The organism is Pseudarthrobacter lactosi, from assembly GCF_055412785.1.
In genome coordinates this window covers 1,579,876-1,597,155 of record NZ_JBVAYS010000001.1, presented here as the reverse complement: position 1 = coordinate 1,597,155, position 17,280 = coordinate 1,579,876, and the positions used below count along the sequence as shown (strand labels likewise).

General features: G+C 65.4%; 19 protein-coding genes, 1 tRNA gene and 1 pseudogene. 9 read left to right on the top strand and 12 right to left on the bottom strand.

Annotated features, from left to right (window positions below; all coding sequences use genetic code 11):
• Positions 1 to 22: 22 nt before the first annotated feature.
• From ACZY0Q_RS07405 to ACZY0Q_RS07395, 3 genes are read right to left on the bottom strand one after another with little or no spacing between them, the layout of a single operon-like run.
• Entirely contained in the window at positions 23 to 1,510 is a 1,488-nt protein-coding gene (locus tag ACZY0Q_RS07405; RefSeq protein ID WP_463915509.1) for a catalase, read from the bottom strand.
• 7 nt (positions 1,511 to 1,517) lie between these two features.
• The gene (locus ACZY0Q_RS07400; RefSeq protein ID WP_463915506.1) at positions 1,518 to 2,003 is read right to left on the bottom strand and encodes a Fur family transcriptional regulator; all 486 of its coding nucleotides are present in this window, start codon (positions 2,001 to 2,003) and stop codon (positions 1,518 to 1,520) included.
• 30 nt (positions 2,004 to 2,033) lie between these two features.
• Positions 2,034 to 2,798, bottom strand: coding sequence for a hypothetical protein (locus ACZY0Q_RS07395; protein ID WP_463915504.1), 765 nt, complete (start codon positions 2,796 to 2,798; stop codon positions 2,034 to 2,036).
• A gap of 78 nt (positions 2,799 to 2,876) precedes the next feature.
• Here ACZY0Q_RS07395 and ACZY0Q_RS07390 point away from each other — a divergent pair, with 78 nt between their 5' ends.
• Positions 2,877 to 4,148, top strand: coding sequence for an MFS transporter (locus ACZY0Q_RS07390; RefSeq protein WP_463915501.1), 1,272 nt, complete (start codon positions 2,877 to 2,879; stop codon positions 4,146 to 4,148).
• 50 nt (positions 4,149 to 4,198) lie between these two features.
• Positions 4,199 to 5,065, top strand: coding sequence for a zinc metalloprotease HtpX (htpX, locus tag ACZY0Q_RS07385; protein WP_463915500.1), 867 nt, complete (start codon positions 4,199 to 4,201; stop codon positions 5,063 to 5,065).
• Between the two features lie 177 nt (positions 5,066 to 5,242).
• On the opposite strand, the gene ACZY0Q_RS07380 is transcribed toward htpX, so the two are convergent.
• Positions 5,243 to 5,734, bottom strand: coding sequence for a YajQ family cyclic di-GMP-binding protein (locus ACZY0Q_RS07380; RefSeq protein ID WP_463915498.1), 492 nt, complete (start codon positions 5,732 to 5,734; stop codon positions 5,243 to 5,245).
• A 225-nt stretch (positions 5,735 to 5,959) separates the two neighbouring features.
• On the opposite strand from ACZY0Q_RS07380, the gene ACZY0Q_RS07375 reads away from it, so the two are divergent.
• The 3 genes from ACZY0Q_RS07375 to ACZY0Q_RS07365 all read left to right on the top strand — a co-directional run bounded on the left by ACZY0Q_RS07375 (position 5,960) and on the right by ACZY0Q_RS07365 (position 7,224).
• The gene (locus ACZY0Q_RS07375; RefSeq protein WP_463915496.1) at positions 5,960 to 6,214 is read left to right on the top strand and encodes a hypothetical protein; all 255 of its coding nucleotides are present in this window, start codon (positions 5,960 to 5,962) and stop codon (positions 6,212 to 6,214) included.
• A 182-nt stretch (positions 6,215 to 6,396) separates the two neighbouring features.
• Positions 6,397 to 6,478, top strand: a tRNA-Tyr gene (locus tag ACZY0Q_RS07370).
• Positions 6,479 to 6,792: 314 nt separating this feature from the next.
• Positions 6,793 to 7,224 (top strand): CBS domain-containing protein, encoded by a 432-nt coding sequence (locus tag ACZY0Q_RS07365; RefSeq protein ID WP_463915494.1) that lies wholly within the window; start codon positions 6,793 to 6,795, stop codon positions 7,222 to 7,224.
• 119 nt (positions 7,225 to 7,343) lie between these two features.
• Here ACZY0Q_RS07365 and ACZY0Q_RS07360 read toward each other — a convergent pair whose 3' ends face one another.
• A complete protein-coding gene (locus ACZY0Q_RS07360) occupies positions 7,344 to 8,333 on the bottom strand; it encodes a LysM peptidoglycan-binding domain-containing protein (RefSeq protein WP_463915493.1) in 990 nt (329 codons plus the stop codon).
• Positions 8,334 to 8,711: 378 nt separating this feature from the next.
• Complete coding sequence (locus ACZY0Q_RS07355) at positions 8,712 to 9,446, bottom strand: potassium channel family protein (RefSeq protein ID WP_463915491.1); 735 nt, start codon at positions 9,444 to 9,446, stop codon at positions 8,712 to 8,714.
• 71 nt (positions 9,447 to 9,517) lie between these two features.
• On the opposite strand from ACZY0Q_RS07355, the gene ACZY0Q_RS07350 reads away from it, so the two are divergent.
• Complete coding sequence (locus ACZY0Q_RS07350; RefSeq protein WP_463915489.1) at positions 9,518 to 10,087, top strand: acyl-CoA thioesterase; 570 nt, start codon at positions 9,518 to 9,520, stop codon at positions 10,085 to 10,087.
• Between the two features lie 55 nt (positions 10,088 to 10,142).
• Here ACZY0Q_RS07350 and ACZY0Q_RS07345 read toward each other — a convergent pair whose 3' ends face one another.
• Positions 10,143 to 10,946 (bottom strand): ABC transporter permease subunit, encoded by an 804-nt coding sequence (locus ACZY0Q_RS07345; RefSeq protein ID WP_463915488.1) that lies wholly within the window; start codon positions 10,944 to 10,946, stop codon positions 10,143 to 10,145.
• On the bottom strand, positions 10,943 to 11,896 hold the full coding sequence (locus ACZY0Q_RS07340; RefSeq protein ID WP_463915486.1) for an ABC transporter ATP-binding protein: 954 nt from the start codon (positions 11,894 to 11,896) through the stop codon (positions 10,943 to 10,945). The genes ACZY0Q_RS07345 and ACZY0Q_RS07340 overlap by 4 nt, the downstream gene beginning before the upstream one ends.
• A 160-nt stretch (positions 11,897 to 12,056) precedes the next feature.
• Between ACZY0Q_RS07340 and trxA the strand changes: the two genes are divergently transcribed.
• Positions 12,057 to 12,503, top strand: coding sequence for a thioredoxin (gene trxA, locus ACZY0Q_RS07335; RefSeq protein ID WP_463915485.1), 447 nt, complete (start codon positions 12,057 to 12,059; stop codon positions 12,501 to 12,503).
• Positions 12,504 to 12,593: 90 nt separating this feature from the next.
• On the opposite strand, the gene ACZY0Q_RS07330 is transcribed toward trxA, so the two are convergent.
• Positions 12,594 to 12,872 (bottom strand): putative quinol monooxygenase, encoded by a 279-nt coding sequence (locus ACZY0Q_RS07330; RefSeq protein WP_463915484.1) that lies wholly within the window; start codon positions 12,870 to 12,872, stop codon positions 12,594 to 12,596.
• Positions 12,873 to 12,976: 104 nt separating this feature from the next.
• Here ACZY0Q_RS07330 and ACZY0Q_RS07325 point away from each other — a divergent pair, with 104 nt between their 5' ends.
• Both ACZY0Q_RS07325 and ACZY0Q_RS07320 read left to right on the top strand, forming a co-directional pair.
• On the top strand, positions 12,977 to 14,653 hold the full coding sequence (locus tag ACZY0Q_RS07325) for an AMP-binding protein (RefSeq protein WP_463915482.1): 1,677 nt from the start codon (positions 12,977 to 12,979) through the stop codon (positions 14,651 to 14,653).
• A gap of 132 nt (positions 14,654 to 14,785) precedes the next feature.
• Positions 14,786 to 15,700 carry a hypothetical protein gene (locus ACZY0Q_RS07320; RefSeq protein WP_463915481.1) on the top strand — a complete coding sequence of 305 codons (915 nt, stop codon included), beginning with the start codon at positions 14,786 to 14,788 and terminating at the stop codon, positions 15,698 to 15,700.
• Between the two features lie 79 nt (positions 15,701 to 15,779).
• Here the strand turns inward: ACZY0Q_RS07320 and ACZY0Q_RS07315 are convergent.
• The 3 genes and pseudogenes from ACZY0Q_RS07315 to ACZY0Q_RS07305 form a co-directional block, all read right to left on the bottom strand.
• Positions 15,780 to 16,585, bottom strand: a pseudogene (locus ACZY0Q_RS07315) (ABC transporter permease).
• Positions 16,585 to 16,935, bottom strand: coding sequence for an ATP-binding protein DrrA1-3 family domain-containing protein (locus ACZY0Q_RS07310; RefSeq protein ID WP_463915480.1), 351 nt, complete (start codon positions 16,933 to 16,935; stop codon positions 16,585 to 16,587). The pseudogene ACZY0Q_RS07315 and the gene ACZY0Q_RS07310 overlap by 1 nt, the downstream one beginning before the upstream one ends.
• Entirely contained in the window at positions 16,898 to 17,230 is a 333-nt protein-coding gene (locus tag ACZY0Q_RS07305; protein WP_463915478.1) for an ATP-binding cassette domain-containing protein, read from the bottom strand. The genes ACZY0Q_RS07310 and ACZY0Q_RS07305 overlap by 38 nt, the downstream gene beginning before the upstream one ends.
• Positions 17,231 to 17,280 lie beyond the last annotated feature (50 nt).

The window sequence follows — 17,280 nt, the reverse complement described above, 5'->3', positions numbered from 1 at the left end:
CCCGAGGGCCGGGGGAGGCGGACTAGCCGATCTTGTTGGCAGCCTCGGCGTCGGAGTCGGTGGAGCCCGCGCCCAGGTTGGCGCGCAGCTTGGCGCCGAGTTCGGCGTCCACGTTGGTCCAGTACTGAATGGCGCGTTCCTTGATCTCCGCGTGCTTCACGCCGCCCACAGCACCGGTGATGGTGTCCAGCAGGCGGGCCTTGGCGCCGTCGTCGAACACCTCGCGGTACAGCGTGCCGGCCTGGCCGAAGTCGCCGTCCTCGGCGTGCAGGGAGTGTGCGGAGAGCGTGAGCTCGCCGTCGTTCTCCCAGCCGCCGGCCGGGGAAGCCGGCTCAACGGCAGCGGGGCCATTGAAGGAGTTCGGCGCGTAAACCGGTACGGACGGGGCGTTGAAGTGGTAACGTCCGGCGCCGTCCTGGCTGTAGTTGTTGACCTGGTTCTTCGGCAGGTTCACCGGGATCTGCGCGTGGTTGGTGCCCACGCGGTAGCGGTGTGCGTCGGCGTAGGAGAAGATGCGGGCCTGCAGCATCTTGTCCGGCGAAGCGGCGATGCCCGGCACGAAGTTCGACGGCGCGAAGGTGGCCTGCTCGATCTGCGCGAAGTAGTTCTCCGGGTTCTTGTTCAGCTCCATGGTGCCCACGTGGATCAGCGGGTAGTCCGTGTGCGGCCACACCTTGGTGAGGTCGAACGGGTTGAAGCGGTAGCCCTTGGCGTCTTCGTACGGCATGACCTGGACGTGGAGTTCCCAGGACGGGAAGTTGCCCTCGGCGATGTTGTCCTGCAGGTCGCGGATGTAGAAGTCCGCGTCCGAGCCGGCCAGCTCTTCAGCCTGGTCGCCGGACATGGTCTTGACGCCCTGGTTGGACTTGAAGTGGTACTTGACCCAGAAGCGCTCGCCCGCGGCGTTGATCCACTGGTAGGTGTGCGAGCCGTAGCCCTGCATTTCACGCCAGGAGGCGGGCAGGCCGCGGTCGCCCATGAGCCAGGTGACCTGGTGTGCGGACTCGGGGGACAGGGTCCAGAAGTCCCACTGCATGTCGGCATCACGCAGGTGGGTGCCCGGGAGGCGCTTCTGGGAGTGGATGAAGTCCGGGAACTTGATGCCGTCGCGGATGAAGAAGACGGGGGTGTTGTTGCCCACGAGGTCGTAGTTGCCCTCGGAGGTGTAGAACTTGACGGCGAAACCGCGGGGGTCGCGCCAGGTGTCCGGGGAGCCTGCTTCGCCGGCAACCGAGGAGAAGCGGATCAGCATCTCGGTCTCAACGCCCGGCTGCAGGAATGCGGCCTTCGTGTACTTGGAGATGTCAGAGGTGGCCTTGAACGTACCGAACGCGCCGCCGCCCTTGGCGTGCACTACGCGCTCCGGCACGCGCTCGCGGTTGAACTGGGCGAGCTTTTCGATCAGGTAGTGGTCCGTGAGGATGATGGCGCCGTCGGCGCCGACGGACTGTGCGTGCGCGTCAGAAGTGACGGGCGCGCCGGACTGTGTGGTTGAGATGTTCGCAGTCATATTTCTCCTATTTCTCGATTACTTGTGAGGGACTATCAGAAGGAAGTTTTTGGGACGCCTGGCAGTCCTGGCAGATGCCCTGGTACATCACGTCGGCGATCTGGATGGTCATCGGCTTTGAGTTCTCATCCCAGTGCGGGGTGAGGCACGGCGCGTGTCCGACGGCGCATTCGACGTCCTCCACCCGGCCGCAGCTGATGCAGATGGCGTGGTGGTGGTTGTCACCGACGCGGGTCTCATACAGGGCGGGGGAATGCGGCGGCTCGAAGCGGCGCAACATGTGCAGGTCGGTCAGGTCGCCGAGGACCACGTAAACCGACTGCGCGGTCAGCTCGGGAAGTTCGGTGCGCGCCGCGGCCAGGATGCTCTCCGCGGGGGAATGCGGGTGATGTTCGACGGCGGTCAGCACAGCGAGCCGCTGCTTGGTCACCCGGCGGCCGTGGGCGCGCAGGGCAGCAGCCCATGCATCGTGGCCGCCAAAGTGTTCTGTCATGCCTCTATTGAAACACTTATTATGAGTGGATCACAATAAGGCTTGGCTTACCTGCGGCAGATCCAGGAATTCCTGCATGGGGTTGAGGGATTCTCCTGCCGAGCGGCCCATGGCGTGGACTTTCAGTCCGTCGGGTCCGGGCTCCGGCACCACACAGCTCAGCCCGGTCACGCCGGGGCGGTCCGTCAGGCCCTGGACGGCCGCGGCGAGCGCCAGCAGGTGACCAGGTGTCAGGCCGGTTCCGCCCGGCGCCGGCGGCAACGCCGGGGAGAGGACCGTATGGTGCGCTCCGGCCTTGACCCACGGAGCACTGGCAGTGAGTTCCGGGAGGGCGCCGTCCGCCGGCGGGACGGGCTCTGCCGGGCGCTCCAAAGCCAGCTGGCGCAGGGCGGTGCGGAGGCCGCCGTCGTACTCTTTGAGCTCTTCGGCTGCGGCCGGCACCCGGCGCTGAATGGGAAGGCGCAGCTGTTCGCCGGGCGTGACCGGTTCGGCGTCCCAGCGCCCGAACATGTGGAAGGTGGGGGTGGAGGATTCCACCTCCGGTTCGCCGATGGCCGCTCCGATAGGGTGCCACTGGTGCGCAAACACCACGGTGCAGCGGGTGGCACCCAGAACATCGGCGAGTGCCTGCCGGGCCATGTTGTGGCAGCGCAGCCAGTCAGCGGCCGAGCGGAGATCGAATGCCGTAGCCGGGTTCGTGAGCCGGATCAGGAGATGGCCGGCGTTCAGGGCAGTCCGGGGCCGGGCGACCTCCCAGAAAGCCGAGGCAAAAAGCAGCCGCCTGGACACATTCATAAGCCAACTCCTTTCCCCCGCCTGAGGATACCAAGCGTGTGACAGAACAGGACACCGCCGCCCCATTAGGGTTGCAGGGTGGGGAAACTGCTGGCCGATATCACACCGCTCCGGGAGAGCCCGGCCTTCCGCCGGCTCTGGCTGGGTTCCGCCGTTTCGGCCGTGGGAAGCCAGCTAACGCTGGTGGCCGTGAGCCTGGAGGTGTATCGGCTCACGCAGGACAGTTTCTATGTGGGCCTGCTGGGCGTTTTTGCGCTGGTGCCGCTGGTGTTCGGCGGCCTGCTGGGCGGGTCCATTGCCGATTCCCACAACCGCCGCTCGGTGGCGCTCCTGGCAACCTCTGTCCTGTGGCTGACCACGGGCCTGATCGCGCTGCAGTCCTGGCTGCAGCTGGGAAACGTCTGGGTCCTCTACCTCCTGGTGGCGCTGCAAAGCGGTGCCCAGGCCATCAACCAGCCGGCACGCAGTGCCATCATCCCCACGCTTATCCGCAAGGAACTGCTTCCCGCGGCCAACGCGCTCAGCATGATGTCGTTCGGTCTGGCCTTGACAGTGGGCCCCCTGCTGGCGGGCGTCCTGGTGGCGTGGGTGGGCTTCGGCTGGACGTACACCATCGACTTCATCAGCTTCGCGTTTGTTCTCTGGGCGGTGTTCAGGCTGCCGTCCATGCCGCCTTCGGGAACTGCCGGGCGGGCCGGGATCCGGTCCGTCGTCGAAGGGTTCCGGTTCCTGGGCACCCGGCCCAACCTGCGGATGACCTTCATCATCGACCTCGTGGCCATGATCCTCGCCCAGCCCCGCGCGCTGATGCCGGCCATCGCTGCCCTGATGATCGGCGGCGGCGAAGCCACGGTGGGCATCCTGCTCGCCTCGAGCGCGGTGGGCGCGTTCCTGGCTGGCCTCTTTTCCGGGCCGCTGGGCCATGTCCGGTGGCAGGGAAGTGCGGTGGTGTGGTCGGTGATGGGCTGGGGCGCCTCGATTGCCGGCTTCGGCGTGGTGGTGCTCCTGGCAGGACGGACGGACGACGGCGGGGCCACAGTTTGGCTGGTCCCGGCAGCTTTGTGCTGCGCGCTGGCTGGAATCGCGGACTCCATCAGTGCCGTCTTCCGCAACACCATCCTGCAGGCCGCTGCGCCGGACCACCTGCGCGGGCGGCTCCAGGGGGTTTTCGTTGTGGTGGTGGCCGGCGGCCCGCGCGTGGGTGACCTGCTGGCAGGCGCCGGGACTAAGATTTTGAGTGAGGGCTGGGTCCTGCTTCTGGGCGGGGTTTTGTGCATCGCGGTGGCCTGGCTGGCGGCACAGCTGCAGCCGGGCTTCCGGAAGTACGATGCCCGCGACCCGGTGCCGTAGGACCCTGCGGTGTGGGGGTGACTTTGTCAGGGCGACGTGGAGGAGTGGACGTGCACAAGCATTACAACGGCCTGAAAACTGCGGCGCTCTTTGGCGTTCTGTGGGCGGTGCTCCTGGGCCTGGGCGGCCTGATCGGGATCAATACCCGCAGTGCAGCGCCCATCTGGATCATGGCCCTGATCGGCGTGGCCACCACGGCCTACGGCTACTGGAACAGCGACAAGATCGCCATCCGTTCCATGCAGGCCTACCCCGTCACGGAAGCCCAGGCGCCACAGCTCTACCAGATTGTCCGGGAACTCTCGGTCCGGGCGAACCAGCCGATGCCGCGCATCTACCTCTCACCCACCATGAACCCGAACGCATTCGCCACCGGCCGGAACCCCAAAAACGCCGCCGTGTGCTGCACCGAGGGGATCCTGCAGCTGCTCGATGCCCGGGAGCTGCGCGGGGTCCTGGGGCACGAGCTGATGCACGTGTACAACCGCGACATCCTCACGTCCTCGGTGGCGGCCGCGGTAGCCGGCGTCATCACGTCCGTGGGCCAGATGTTGCTGTTTTTCGGCGGCGACCGGCGCAACTCCAACCCGCTGGCCATGCTGGCGATGGCACTTTTGGCGCCGTTCGCGGCGTCCCTGATCCAGCTCGCCATCTCCAGGACCCGCGAGTACGACGCCGACGAGGACGGCTCGGAGCTCACCGGCGATCCGCTGGCGCTCGCCTCCGCCCTGCGCAAGATTGAGCAGGGGGTGCGCATCGCGCCGCTGCCGCAGGAGCAGAAGCTGGTCAACACCTCGCACCTGATGATCGCCAATCCCTTCCGCGGCGGGGCGATGACCAAGCTGTTCGCCACCCACCCGCCGATGAAGGAACGGATCGCCCGGCTGGAACGGATTGCCGGCCGGCCGCTGACCTGAGGAAAGCTGACCGACAGGGGCGCCGACGTCGTACTTTCTGCGCAGTGGCATGCTCATTGGTGACGTTGAAAATCACGCGGGACACGCAAAAACGCAGGCGCGGCCCGTACTCAGGTAGCGCCGGCGTTTTTTGTCAGCGGCAGGATTTTTGCGCCTCGAAAACGAGGGCTTGGTTGGCTAGCTGCGGAAGTTGACGAACTGCAGGTCTGCCTCGTCAAAGTCTTTCAGCAGTGCCATGACGGCCTGCAGGTCATCGCGGGACTTGGATGAGACGCGGAGTTCGTCGCCCTGGATCTGGGATTTGACGCCCTTGGGGCCCTCGTCGCGGATCAGTTTGTTGATCTTCTTGGCCAGGTCCTGCTCAATGCCTTCCTTGATGGAGGCTTCCAGGCGGAATTCCTTGCCGGACGGGTACGGCTCGCCGGTGTCCAGGGACTTCAGGGAGATGCCGCGGCGGATCAGCTTGGACTGGAGGACGTCCAGCACGGCCAGGACGCGTTCCTCTGAGTTCGCCTTCATGAGGATCTTCTCGCCGCTGAATTCGACCTCGGCGCCGACGCCCTTGAAGTCGTAGCGCTGGACCAGTTCTTTCTGTGCCTGGTTCAGTGCGTTGGCCACTTCCTGCTTGTCCACTTTGCTTACGACGTCGAACGTTGACTCGCCTGCCATGATTCTCCTTGTGCCGGTGGTGCCCTGTAATTGGCTCTGCAGGGCGTGGATCTCTGCATTCCAGCCTAATACGGATCGCCCGGCTGTGGCGCTGTGGCGGTTGGGGCGCCGTTGTGGATTCGGCATGTTTCCGGATTCACAGTTCCCTCATAGCGGACGCACTGCGGGAACGAAGCCGGGCGATGGAGAGTTGAACGAGTCGGAAGTAGCTCGAAAGGGAACACCATGCCACGCACCGCCGTCCGTTACGTCACCCGAACCACCGCCGCAGCCGCCGGTGCCGTGGCCACCGCCGCAACCTCAGTTGCCGCAGCAGCCATCGCCGCCTCCATCATCTTCAGCCCTGTCCCGGACGCCGCGGCCCGCATGGACGGTGTGAGTGAGGATCTGCTGCGGGCGGTCCAGCTGAACCAGATCACCGAGGAGCAGGCCATCAAGTTCGAGGCAAGGCTGGCCGGACGGATTCTCGGCGACGCCTGATCCGCCATCGAAATCCTCTGAATTGCGGGCCTTTTGGGCTGCTTTCGAACCGCTTGGCGGCTCGATTCGATGTTTCGGCAGAAGTTCTGTAAAGTTGTCTTGCCCGCGGTTACTGGAAGCGGAACGGCCCGGAAACGGACGTTCTGACCACTGCAGCCGGGGGTGATCTTCTTTTGAAGTTCGGCAGATTACCCGAGCGGCCAAAGGGGGCTGACTGTAAATCAGCTGGCAACGCCTACGGGGGTTCGAATCCCTCATCTGCCACCCAAGGAAAGGCCTCCGGAACCACCAGGTTCCGGAGGCTTTTTTGTACCCGAAGACTTTGTGCCCGGAGGCCGCGAGTCCCGGAGTCTGGCTGGTCCGCAACTCCCCGGCGGGCCTTCAGGTTTTCCCCGCCGCATGGTCCGTTCCCCCCGGCGTTACCGGGGGGTTGGACCACGGAGCGGGGGAAAAGCAGCGCCGGACGTCAGCCAAGAAACCGTCGTCGACATCAGCGTTTACCCCGGCGTAGGCTGGCACCATCGGCGCATATGTCCCCGATGCCTTGCGTCGATATATCACTCGATGAAGGAGAACCAATGAGCGTTGTACGTGAATTTATGACCACGGATGCACAGTGTATTAAGGAGCATCAGTCCCTCGCAGATGCCGCTCGGATGATGTTGGATCTGGATTGTGGATCGCTGCCGATCTGCGGCGATGACGGCAAGTTGAAGGGCATGATCACCGACCGCGACATCGTGCTGAGGTGCGTTGCTGCCGGCCTTGATCCCCGCGAGATGCTGGCCAGCGAACTGGCCATCGGCAAGCCCTACTGGGTTGACGCCGATGCCAGTGTTGACGCAGCCATCGAAATCATGGAGCGGCACCAGGTCCGGAGGCTCCCGGTCATAGTCGACCACAAGATGGTCGGCATCATCAGCCAGGGCGATATTGCGCGCAACTACACCGAGGAGCGCGTGGGCGAACTGGTGGAGCACATTTCCGAACGCCACCCGATGTCTGCATAATCTGGTTGATTCCCGCATGGCCTTGTTCGCGGCTCCTTGCCTTGAAGGTTCGGAACCGCGAACAAGCTTCTGAAATGCCGGACCACGAACACGGCCAGGCCCGCGAACTGGGCCGGAGCCTAGTTCAGCGCGATCAGCAGCATCTGGTTGGTCCCGGGGATGCAGGTCTGCAGGATGGCCCGGGGGAACCCGCCGAAAACAGCTATGACGTCGTTGGTGGTTCCCGGGTTGGGGACCTGGCCCCTGGCTGTCGCGGTGTACGTCCCGTAGCCCGGGATGCTGATGGTCTCGCCCACGCCAATGCCGGAGAAGCGCGCCCACCCGCCGCAGAAGTCATGCTCCGTGATGAAGAGCGAGTAGCCGTCGTTGGGTGTGAAATGGATTGGCCCGATGCAGGCGTCCACCATGGACTGTCCGCCAGCGCCCGCGACATAGATGGTGCGGACAGCGGGTGCGGCCTGGACTGGAGCCGGGGCAGGGACGTAGGCCGGTGAAGCTGCCACGGGTGCAGCCGCGGCCGGCGCCGGGGCTGGAGCGGAAACTTCGACGGCGGGTCCCGTCAGCTTCAGCGTTTGGCCCGGGACGATGATGCTGTAGAGGCCCAGCCCGTTCGCGGCCAGCATCGCGTTCGTGTCAACGCCATACCTGGCCGCAATCCCACCCACCGTGTCGCCGGGAACCACTGTGTATAGGTTGGTGTCGCCCGCGGGTGCCGGAGCAGGCTCGGGGGCTGGTGGCGGGGGAGCCTCGGCCGGGGTCGCGGGCGCCGCAGCTGCGACTTCCGGCTGCGCGGTGCCGGCTGCCGCACCGTCAAAGTCAACGGACCCAACATAGGGCGCATCCAATGGCACCGCGGCCAAAGGCCGGGCAACCCGCACAACTGGAGAGGCCGCCGTCGTGATGGCTCCCGGGGGCACCGACAGCTCTGCCGTGGGGACAGGGCCGGCCAGCGCGCCGACGCCGAAAGCGGAAATCACGGCGGCTGTGGCCATGCCTGCCCACAGCTTGTTGCTGATCGGCAGGCGGCCAGGCACGAGTTCGACCCGAGGCACGTCGGTTTCGAAATTTCGGCGGGGGGGTTCGGGAATTTTTGGACTCAACTGGTACATGGGTGGCCCGTCGCAGGTCGGCCCCGCAGCTGAGGCGGCAAGGCCGCCGCAAACTACATATGCGGGACGGATCGAGGTGTGATGCGCCGCGCGGTCCCGTCTTTGAACGGAACCGCGCACGGAAGCGCATGATGGGAACCCCCGCATACCCAGAAGATACGGATGTTCCACTATGAAGCGGCATCATCCACCCCAGCTCGGAGGATGCGCCGGCAACTTTGTTTGGCCTTACGAATTTGAGTCTAGGAAGCGGCGACAGGCGCTGCACCAGTAGGCGTTACCTGATTTTCGCCGCCGAATACTTGGCCCCGCGAAAGCATCTACTCGCTGTTCTGGAGGGGCTACTCGGTGTCGAGCCGCCCGGCCCGTCGGGCATTTCTACAAGGTGGGCCGGTCCTTGAGCTCGGCCACCTCGCGCCGCAGCGCAGCGATCTCCCTGACCAGGCCGGCCAGTTCTGCACGCAAGGGTTCCTCGATGGACTCCGCGGCAGCTTCCGTGGACTCCTCAACGCGCTGGACCAGCCAGGAGGCGATGGATGCCGTGACCACACCCAGCACGGCGATGCCGCTCATCATGAGGGCCGCGGCAACCATCCTGCCGATCGGCGTCACAGGGTACATATCGCCGTACCCCACGGTGGTGATGGTGGCGATGGCCCACCACAGGGCGTCGCCGAACGTCAGGATCTTGGCGTCCGGGGCAGACTGTTCAACGTCGAGCACCGCCAGCGCGCCGACAAGTACCAGGAGCGCCGCCGACCCGGCCACGTACGTGACCACGCGGCCCCTGAGGGTTTCGCCGATGGTCCGGTGCAGGACCGAAAGCAGCGTGACCAGCCGGAGCAGACGCAGCGGCCGGAAGAACGGAAGGGCAACGATCAGGAGTTCGTGCAGGTTCCAGAGGAACCAGCGGCGGCGCTCCCGGGCCAGCCACAGGTTCGTGACGTAATCCAGGGCGAAGATACCCCACGTCAGCCACATCAGCGTCTCAAGCCATTCCGCGCCGCTGCCCTCGACCCGGCCAATCACCTGCCACGCATAGGCCGCCAGGAAAACCAGTGCCGTCCCCATCAGCGGCCACTCGGCCAGGTCCCGGTAGCGTTGTTGCGTCATGCGCCACATCCTACGTGGCTGCCCTGTTTCTGCGGACTTGTCAGCAAGTTACTGCCGGGTAACATTGGAGCATGCACCTGCTTCTGCGAACCCTCCTGATGCTGTTCACGTCCGCGCGCCGCCCCGCACTGACCATCTGGGACCCGTCGTCCCTGCCGCTGCGTGTTCTGCCCACCGACATCGACATCGCCATGCACGTCAACAACGGCATGTACTTTTCCCTCATGGACCTGGGCCGGTTCGACCTGATGGTCCGCAGCGGCGTGTGGAAGACGATGCGCCGGCGCGGCTGGACCCCGGTGGCGGCGGGGGAGACCATCGCCTTCCGGAAGTCGCTGCAGCTGTGGCAGCAGTACACCATCGAAACAAAGATCATCGGCCTGGATGCCAAGGCGATCTACTTTGAGCAGCGCATGGTGTCCGACGGCGAGATTTACGCGCGTGCCTACATCGCCACCCGCCTGGTCAGCAAGGGCAAACCCGTGAGCCAGGAGGAGATCCTGCGCGAGTTCGGGCAGCCCCCGGCAGATCTGGTGCTGCCCGAATGGATCCACGAATGGCGCGAGACCAACGCCCTGCCCGGCAGCCGGACGCCTGCACCGCATCTGTGGGACAGCCTCACCCGGGATAACCGCGCCTGACCGCGGATCACGGCCGCGCCTGACCGCCTCACCCTGCCGCCGGCAGCCCGGAAACCTACGTGCCGACGTCGCGCCTGTTCACGGCGACCGCGGCCACGGCCACGAGAGCTGCCGAAATTCCCCAGAGCCACCCGGCCGCCGCCCAGTCCGCACCGTTGACCACCGGAGAATTCCCGTAGGCCCAGTGGTAGGGACTCAGGTCCAGCAGCCACTCCACGTCCGCACTCTGCCGGCCAACGGCGTTGAAGACGTAACCAAGAACGCCGACGGCGGCTCCCGCGGCCAGCCCGTACGTCCGCCTGCCGGACATGGCCCCGGCGCACAGTGCGGCCGTTCCGCTCAGCAGTGCCAGCCCGGCAAACAGCACTGCTGCGCCGAAGAGGTTCTCGGGCCGGATGGCCAGCTGGGCCGAATCATTGAGCAGCCGGACCAGCACAAAGACCAGGGCCGCGAGCAGCACCACGCGCAGTAAAAGCGAGAGCGCGCGTTCGAGCACCACCTGGACCCGGGTCACCCCGTGGGCGAGGGTCAGCTCCAGCTGGCCGGATTCCTCGTCGCCGCCCACAGCGGCCGCACCCCAGCCGACAGAAGCGATGGTCATGAGCAGGAAACCGATCAGCCCGAACAGTGTGGCCTGCGTATACCCGGGACCGGTGGCAATCTGGTCGTAGTTCAGGGCCTTCGTCATCTCGGCCGGCAGGGCATCGATCATGTCCTGCATCTGCGCGCTCCCGCCGATGGACGGGTACAGCGGCAGGTAGAGGAACGTGGCGCCGGCCAGCCCGGCGGCCCACGCCACCGTGGAGCGCCACGAGTCAAAGAAAGCCCGGCGGAACAGCGGCAAGGTGGTGGTGCTCATCGCGCGGCCTCCTTGGTGCCGGGCACTGCGGGGTTCGCTTCTGCGGGAGTTGAATACATCTTGAGCACCGACTCCTCAAGATCCGGTTCCTCGAGCACGAGGTCCGTCAGTTCCAGCGTTCCGAGGGCCCTGACCAGCGGCTGGATGGCCCCCTCCACGGTGGCTGAAAGGGTGATGCTGCCGCCGGACTCCAGCACCTCCACGTGCCCGACGCCGGGCACGCCACCCAGCAGCGCGCCGGCGTCGTGCGCTGTTATTCCGTTCGCGGTGAACCGGACCCTGCGCACCGCGCCTTCCCGAAGCCCGGTAACGGACTCGACGGCGATGATCCGGCCATCCCGGAGGATCGCCACCGTGTCTGCTGTCTGCTGGACCTCGCTGAGGACGTGGGAGCTGAGGAAGATGGTCTGGCCCCTGTGCTGCGCCTCGCGGACCATCGCATGGAATTCCTGCTGGACCAGCGGATCCAGGCCGCTGGTGGGCTCATCGAGCACCAGGAGCTCGGGATCATGCATAAACGCCTGGACCAGGCCCAGCTTCTGTTTGTTGCCCTTGGACAGCTTGCGCGTATGGCGGTCCAGGTCTAGTCCAAGCCGTTCGGCCAGGCCATCGATCCTGCCCGCGGCCACCGGGCCGCTGATGGCCTGGTAGTGCGCCAGGAGCGTCCGGCCCGTGACGCGGCCCTCGAGGAACAGCTCGCCCGGGAGGTAACCGATCCGCCGGCGGAGCTCCGGGCCGCCCGCCCGGGGGTCCTCGCCGAGGACGCGGACCTCGCCGGAGTCCGGGCGGATGATGTCCAGCAGGCAGCGCATGGTGGTGGTTTTGCCAGCGCCGTTGGGGCCGATCATGCCGAAAACGGAGCCTGCCTCGACGGCAAAATCCACCCCGTGGAGCACCTCGCGCCGGCCGAATTTTTTGGTCAGGGAGTGGGTGGAGATTGCCTGGTTCATGAAACCTCCTGTTTGCGGCTGCCAGCGGATGATCACCCCAAGGGTAGGCCCCGCAATGCCCGGTGTACACGGTCCCGCGCCCCTGTTCCCGATGACGCGGGGAGCGAACAGGGCCCACCTGGCCGGGACATCCGCCGGCGCCTCGCGTACCGTTGAAGGCATGGCTACCGTAGATATCACAGGTGAACAGTTCGCATCGACCATCGAAGGCAACGACATTGTCCTGGTGGACTTCTGGGCTGAATGGTGCGGTCCCTGCAAGCAGTTCGGGCCCACGTACAAGGCCGTGTCCGAGAAGCATTCCGACGTCCTGTTCACGAAGGTGGACACCGAGGCGCAGCAGCAGCTCGCCGCCGAGGCCGGAATTACGTCCATCCCAACGCTGATGGCCTTCCGCGAAAAGGTCCTGGTCTTCTCCCAGCCGGGTGCCCTGAACGCCCAGCAGCTGGAGCAGGTTGTTGACGCGGTGAAGGCCCTCGACATGGACGAAGTCCACGCTCACGTGGCGCGCTCGCAGGCAGAAGCCGCAGCCGCTGCGGAAGGCAACCCGGCCACCGCCGGAAAGACGTCGGGCCCGCAGGACGGCACGCAGATTCCCGAGGCGTAGTCCCTTCTTAAAACAACGCGGGGTCACATTTCGCCCAATAACTTCGGTTCTTTGGGCGAAATGTGACCCCGCGTTGTGGTTTGCGGAAGGTTACAGGCGAACCAGCTGCACGGGTTCGGCCAGCAGCGCGCTCAGGGATTCGTTCAGGTCCTGGACGGCGGTGCCCTTGGAGTGCTTGGCAAGCAGTTCCTCGGATTCCCATTGTTCGGTGAGGACCAGCTTCTCTTCGGTGGCTTCGGTCAGCTCGTAGCGGATGCAGCCGGCTTCGTTGACCACCTCGTCGATGGCGATTTCCAGGGCGAGCTTCACACGGAAGAACTCGCCGTCGTTGGGGATGAACGTTGCCTGCAGGTCGATGGGTGCACTCATGGATTTCACAATACCGGGACCCGGCCTGCAGGCCCGCCCTGTTTACGCGCGGACACCCTCCTATTGCGCTTTCATTGCGGGGGGCCAGACGGTAGCGTGCCAGCATGCGCGCTTACACAGCCGGGGACACTGACGTCCTGCTCCTCGAGGAAACCATCGGCCGGAACTTCGAGCGGGTAGTGGCCCGGTTCCCCTTCCACGACGCGCTGATCGAGGCCGCGCCGGTTCCGGGCGCTGACGCCCGACGCTGGAGCTACACAAAAATGAACGACGACGTCGATCGCCTCGCGCGTGCGCTCCTCGCCTCGGGCGTGGCCAAGGGGGACCGGGTGGGCATCTGGAGCCCGAACTGCGCCGAGTGGACGCTGCTGCAGTACGCCACCGCGAAGGCAGGCGCCATCCTGGTCAATGTGAACCCGGCCTACCGGAGCCACGAGCTGGAGTTTGTGGTGAAGCAGAACGGCATGCGGATGCTGTTCACGGCACCGTCGGACCGGAACAGCGACTATGTGGGGATGGCGCGGCAGGCGCTCGCCGGCTGTCCGGACATGCGGGAACTGGTGTTCCTGCCGGATTACGGCATGGACGGGCTCGACGCCGGTGACCCCCAACGTGACGGGGAACTGACGTACGCCGAGCTGCTCAAGCGGGCTGACGCCGTCGGGCATTCCGGCCTGAAGGCGCGGATGGCGGAGCTGGACCCGCACGATCCCATCAACCTGCAGTACACGTCCGGGACCACGGGTTTCCCCAAGGGCGCGACGCTGACGCACCACAACATCCTGAACAACGGCTACTCCATTGGTGAACTGCTGGGCTACACCGAGCACGACCGGGTGGTGATTCCGGTGCCGTTCTACCACTGCTTCGGGATGGTGATCGGAAACCTGGCCGCCCTCAGCCATGGTGCGGCCACCATCATCCCCGGCCGCGGCTTCACGCCGGCGGCCGCGCTGGAGGCGGTCCAGGACTTCGGCGGGACGTCGCTGTACGGCGTGCCCACCATGTTCATCGCCGAGCTTGCGCTGCCGGACTTTGCCTCCTATGACCTGGCCACGCTCCGGACCGGTGTCATGGCGGGATCGGTGTGCCCCATCGACGTGATGAAGCGGGTGATCTTGGAGATGCACATGGTGGATGTGGCTATTTGCTACGGCATGACCGAGACCTCCCCGGTGTCCACCATGACGCGGAACGGTGACACCCTGCAGCACCGCACCGAGACCGTGGGCCGCACCATGCCAAGCCTGGAGAGCCAGATCGTGGACCCTGGCACCGGCGAGGTGCTGGAGCGCGGCGAGATCGGCGAGCTGTGCACTCGGGGTTACGCAGTGATGGCCGGGTACTGGGCCCAGCCGGACAAGACCGCGGAAGCCATCGACGCCCACCGCTGGATGCACACCGGTGACCTCGCCCGCATGGACGACGAGGGCTACGTGGTGATCGAAGGCCGGATCAAGGACCTGGTGATCCGCGGCGGCGAAAACATCTACCCGCGCGAGATCGAGGAGTTCCTGTACAGCCACCCCTCCATCCAGGACGTGCAGGTGATCGGGGTTCCCGATGCCAGGTACGGCGAGGAACTGATGGCCTGCATCATCCTCAAGCCGGGCGCGGAACCGCTGGACGCGGCTTCAATTGCGGATTTCTGCCGGGGCAAGCTGGCCCACTACAAGATCCCGCGTTACGTGGACGTCCGGGAAAGCTTTCCCATGACCGTTTCCGGGAAGATCCGCAAAGTGGAGATGCGCGAGGAAGCCGTGGCCAGGCTGGGCCTCTGACAAGCAACGCGGGGTCACTTTTCGCCCGATAATCCGGGTTCTTTGGGCAGGGAGTGACCCCGCGTTGCTGGGTGTGAGGTTGTCCTGTGGATAACTTCTGAAGGTATTCCTGGGAGAGTGCAAACTGGTGCCATGGTTACTGCGAAGCCGCTCCCCGAGGATCTCGCCAAGGGTCCTTTCACGGTCTATCAGGCACGGGCCCTGGGAGTTGGACCAAAGCGTTTGCACGCGAAGGACCTGGTTGGCGCCGGGCGTCTGATTCGCGCGCACGCCGGCCGGGACGTTTCGCTGATTGATCGGGCCCGCGTGCTTTGCGCCGCCACCCCGGACGCTTGGGTTTCCCACGAGACGGCGGCGGTTTTCTTCGATTTGGGCCTTCCTCCCTGGCTGGGCCTGGAGCCGCGCGTCCACCTCAGCAAGCCGCACGGATTGCCCCGGGTTCGCCGGGCCGGCATCATCGGTCACCGCGTCCATGCGATTCCGGGCGAAGTCGTGGAGATTGACGGGATCAGGGTCAGCGGGCCCGCCCGGACGTGGCTCGACCTGGCCCACGAGCTGCCCTTGCGATATCTCGTGGCCATGGGAGACCAACTGATCCGCACTCCACGGCCGGAGTTTGAGTTCCGCAGCGTGCCGTTTGCCTATAAAGAAGGCCTGCGCCTCTTGATCCGGCAGCATCCCAACATGAAAGGCGTCGAAAAGGCGCGGCTGGCGTTGGATGAGATGCAAGTAGGGTCAGATTCGTTCCCGGAAACGTTCCTTCGGCTGGCGCTAGTGGACGCGCACCTGCCTGAACCCGAATTGCAGCTCCGGCTTGATCCCGACAATCCGAGGTCGCCCGCAGCGGACCTTGGTTACCGAAAGTACCGGATCGCGGTGCAGTACGACGGCGCGCACCACCGATCAAGGGAACAGCAGTCACGCGATAATCGCCGAGACGAATTCTTCCTCAACGCTGGGTGGTCCTACTTCAAGCCGAACGCAGACGACCTCGCCGACGGATTCCAGGAGCCCATCGCCAGAATCAAACGAGTCCGCCGCTCCTAGAGCAACGCGGGGTCACTCCTTGCCCGATAATCGAGGTTTATCGGGCGAAAAGTGACCCCGCGATGCATCAGGGCGGGCGTTAGCAGATGTTGCGGTTGATGGCCCGCACGCCCACAACGAGCCCGACGGCGGCCGTCACCGATGCGGCGAGGAGGCCCAGGAGCGTGTCGGTCCCGACGCCGCCGGCGAATAGTTCCCGCTCGGCGTTGACCAGGTAGGTCAGGTGGTTGAAGAGGCTGTCAGTCTTCATCCACTCTGGCCCGGCCTCGATGGGCAGCATGATGCCGGAGAGGATCATCAGCGGGAAGAGCAGCGTCTGCTGCACGCCCCAGAAGATCCACTCCTTGTTCTGCGAGACGAGCGCCAGCGCGTAGGAGAGGGCTCCCAGCCCGATGCCGAAAATGCCCAGGATGACCAGGCCGAACAGCACGTGCAGCGGGTAGAAAACAAAACCGAAGGGGATGCAGACCAGGGCGATCAACAGCCCCTGCACCACCAGCGGAGCCCACTCCTTCAGCGCCCGCCCGATCATCAGGGAAGAGCGGGACAGGGGTGTGGCCAAGATCCTTTCGTACGAACCGGTCATCAGTTCGTACTGGAGGTTGGAGCCGGTCATGGACGTGCCGAACAGGGCAATCATGACCACGACGCCGGGCAGGAACCACTGGAGGGTGGACTGGCCCCCAAATCCCGGCGCCCCCACCGCCGCGCGAGCAGGGGGCCGAAGAGTCCCAGGAACACGAGCGGCTGGAGCAACGAAAAAACCAACGAGAACGGATCCCGGAGCGGCAGCAGCATTTCGCGCCAGAACACGTACTTCGTGTCGCGAAGGACCTGGCCGAGGCTGGGTTTCCTCCTGACATCCGGAGGGCTTTGCACAGTCATCAGCGGTTTGCTCCTTCCCGCAGGTTGCGGCCGGTCAGTTCCAGAAACACTTCGTCCAGGGTGGGCGGTTTCAGCTCCAGGGACTGGGCGGGAGCGCCGGCGTCGTGCATTTGTTGCAGCAGCGCCGGCGCCAGCCGTGCGCCTTCGGTGAGCCGCAGGCGGAAGCGGACCACGCCGTCGTAGGCAAATTCATTGACCTCACCGCCCGCGGCGGCACGGCCCAGGAGCCCGCGCACGCCGGGGGCCGAATCCGCCGCCACTTCGACCGCGAGAAGGTCGCCGGCGAGGTTGGCCTTGAGCCGGGCTGCCGTGTCATCGGCGATGATCTGGCCGTGGTCGATGACGATCACGCGTTCGGAAATCAGATCGGCTGTGGCCGCCGCCGTTGCCCTGGCCGATGTAGCCGATCCGGGCTCGCACGCCGGCGGGGTCCGCGGAGACGTCCACCCCTGCCACGGTGGCCGTGCCCGAGGTTGGCCGCAGCAATGTGGTCAGCATCCGCAGGGTGGTGGACGTGCCGGCGCCGTTCGGGCCAAGGCAAGCCACAAGCTCGCCCGGGGCAACATTGATGTCGACTCCCTTGACGGCTTCTACCGTTTCCTTCTTCACGACGAAAGTTTTGGTCAGCTTGTCCGTGTGGATCATGGGTGACTCCAGAGAATTCGCCAAATCCGGGGCTCTGGTACGGGCTCCAT

What these genes read in the sequence shown, in the direction of transcription:
- ACZY0Q_RS07345 (WP_463915488.1), bottom strand. Translation starts at nt 10,946, where the DNA reads ATGAGCACCACCACCTTGCCGCTGTTCCGCCGGGCTTTCTTTGACTCG.
- ACZY0Q_RS07305 (WP_463915478.1), bottom strand. Translation starts at nt 17,230, where the DNA reads ATGATCCACACGGACAAGCTGACCAAAACTTTCGTCGTGAAGAAGGAA.
- ACZY0Q_RS07330 (WP_463915484.1), bottom strand. Translation starts at nt 12,872, where the DNA reads ATGAGTGCACCCATCGACCTGCAGGCAACGTTCATCCCCAACGACGGC.
- ACZY0Q_RS07365 (WP_463915494.1), top strand. Translation starts at nt 6,793, where the DNA reads ATGAGCGTTGTACGTGAATTTATGACCACGGATGCACAGTGTATTAAG.
- trxA (WP_463915485.1), top strand. Translation starts at nt 12,057, where the DNA reads ATGGCTACCGTAGATATCACAGGTGAACAGTTCGCATCGACCATCGAA.
- ACZY0Q_RS07380 (WP_463915498.1), bottom strand. Translation starts at nt 5,734, where the DNA reads ATGGCAGGCGAGTCAACGTTCGACGTCGTAAGCAAAGTGGACAAGCAG.
- ACZY0Q_RS07320 (WP_463915481.1), top strand. Translation starts at nt 14,786, where the DNA reads ATGGTTACTGCGAAGCCGCTCCCCGAGGATCTCGCCAAGGGTCCTTTC.
- ACZY0Q_RS07340 (WP_463915486.1), bottom strand. Translation starts at nt 11,896, where the DNA reads ATGAACCAGGCAATCTCCACCCACTCCCTGACCAAAAAATTCGGCCGG.
- ACZY0Q_RS07400 (WP_463915506.1), bottom strand. Translation starts at nt 2,003, where the DNA reads ATGACAGAACACTTTGGCGGCCACGATGCATGGGCTGCTGCCCTGCGC.
- ACZY0Q_RS07350 (WP_463915489.1), top strand. Translation starts at nt 9,518, where the DNA reads ATGCACCTGCTTCTGCGAACCCTCCTGATGCTGTTCACGTCCGCGCGC.
- ACZY0Q_RS07405 (WP_463915509.1), bottom strand. Translation starts at nt 1,510, where the DNA reads ATGACTGCGAACATCTCAACCACACAGTCCGGCGCGCCCGTCACTTCT.
- ACZY0Q_RS07395 (WP_463915504.1), bottom strand. Translation starts at nt 2,798, where the DNA reads ATGAATGTGTCCAGGCGGCTGCTTTTTGCCTCGGCTTTCTGGGAGGTC.
- ACZY0Q_RS07325 (WP_463915482.1), top strand. Translation starts at nt 12,977, where the DNA reads ATGCGCGCTTACACAGCCGGGGACACTGACGTCCTGCTCCTCGAGGAA.
- ACZY0Q_RS07355 (WP_463915491.1), bottom strand. Translation starts at nt 9,446, where the DNA reads ATGACGCAACAACGCTACCGGGACCTGGCCGAGTGGCCGCTGATGGGG.
- ACZY0Q_RS07375 (WP_463915496.1), top strand. Translation starts at nt 5,960, where the DNA reads ATGCCACGCACCGCCGTCCGTTACGTCACCCGAACCACCGCCGCAGCC.
- ACZY0Q_RS07360 (WP_463915493.1), bottom strand. Translation starts at nt 8,333, where the DNA reads ATGTACCAGTTGAGTCCAAAAATTCCCGAACCCCCCCGCCGAAATTTC.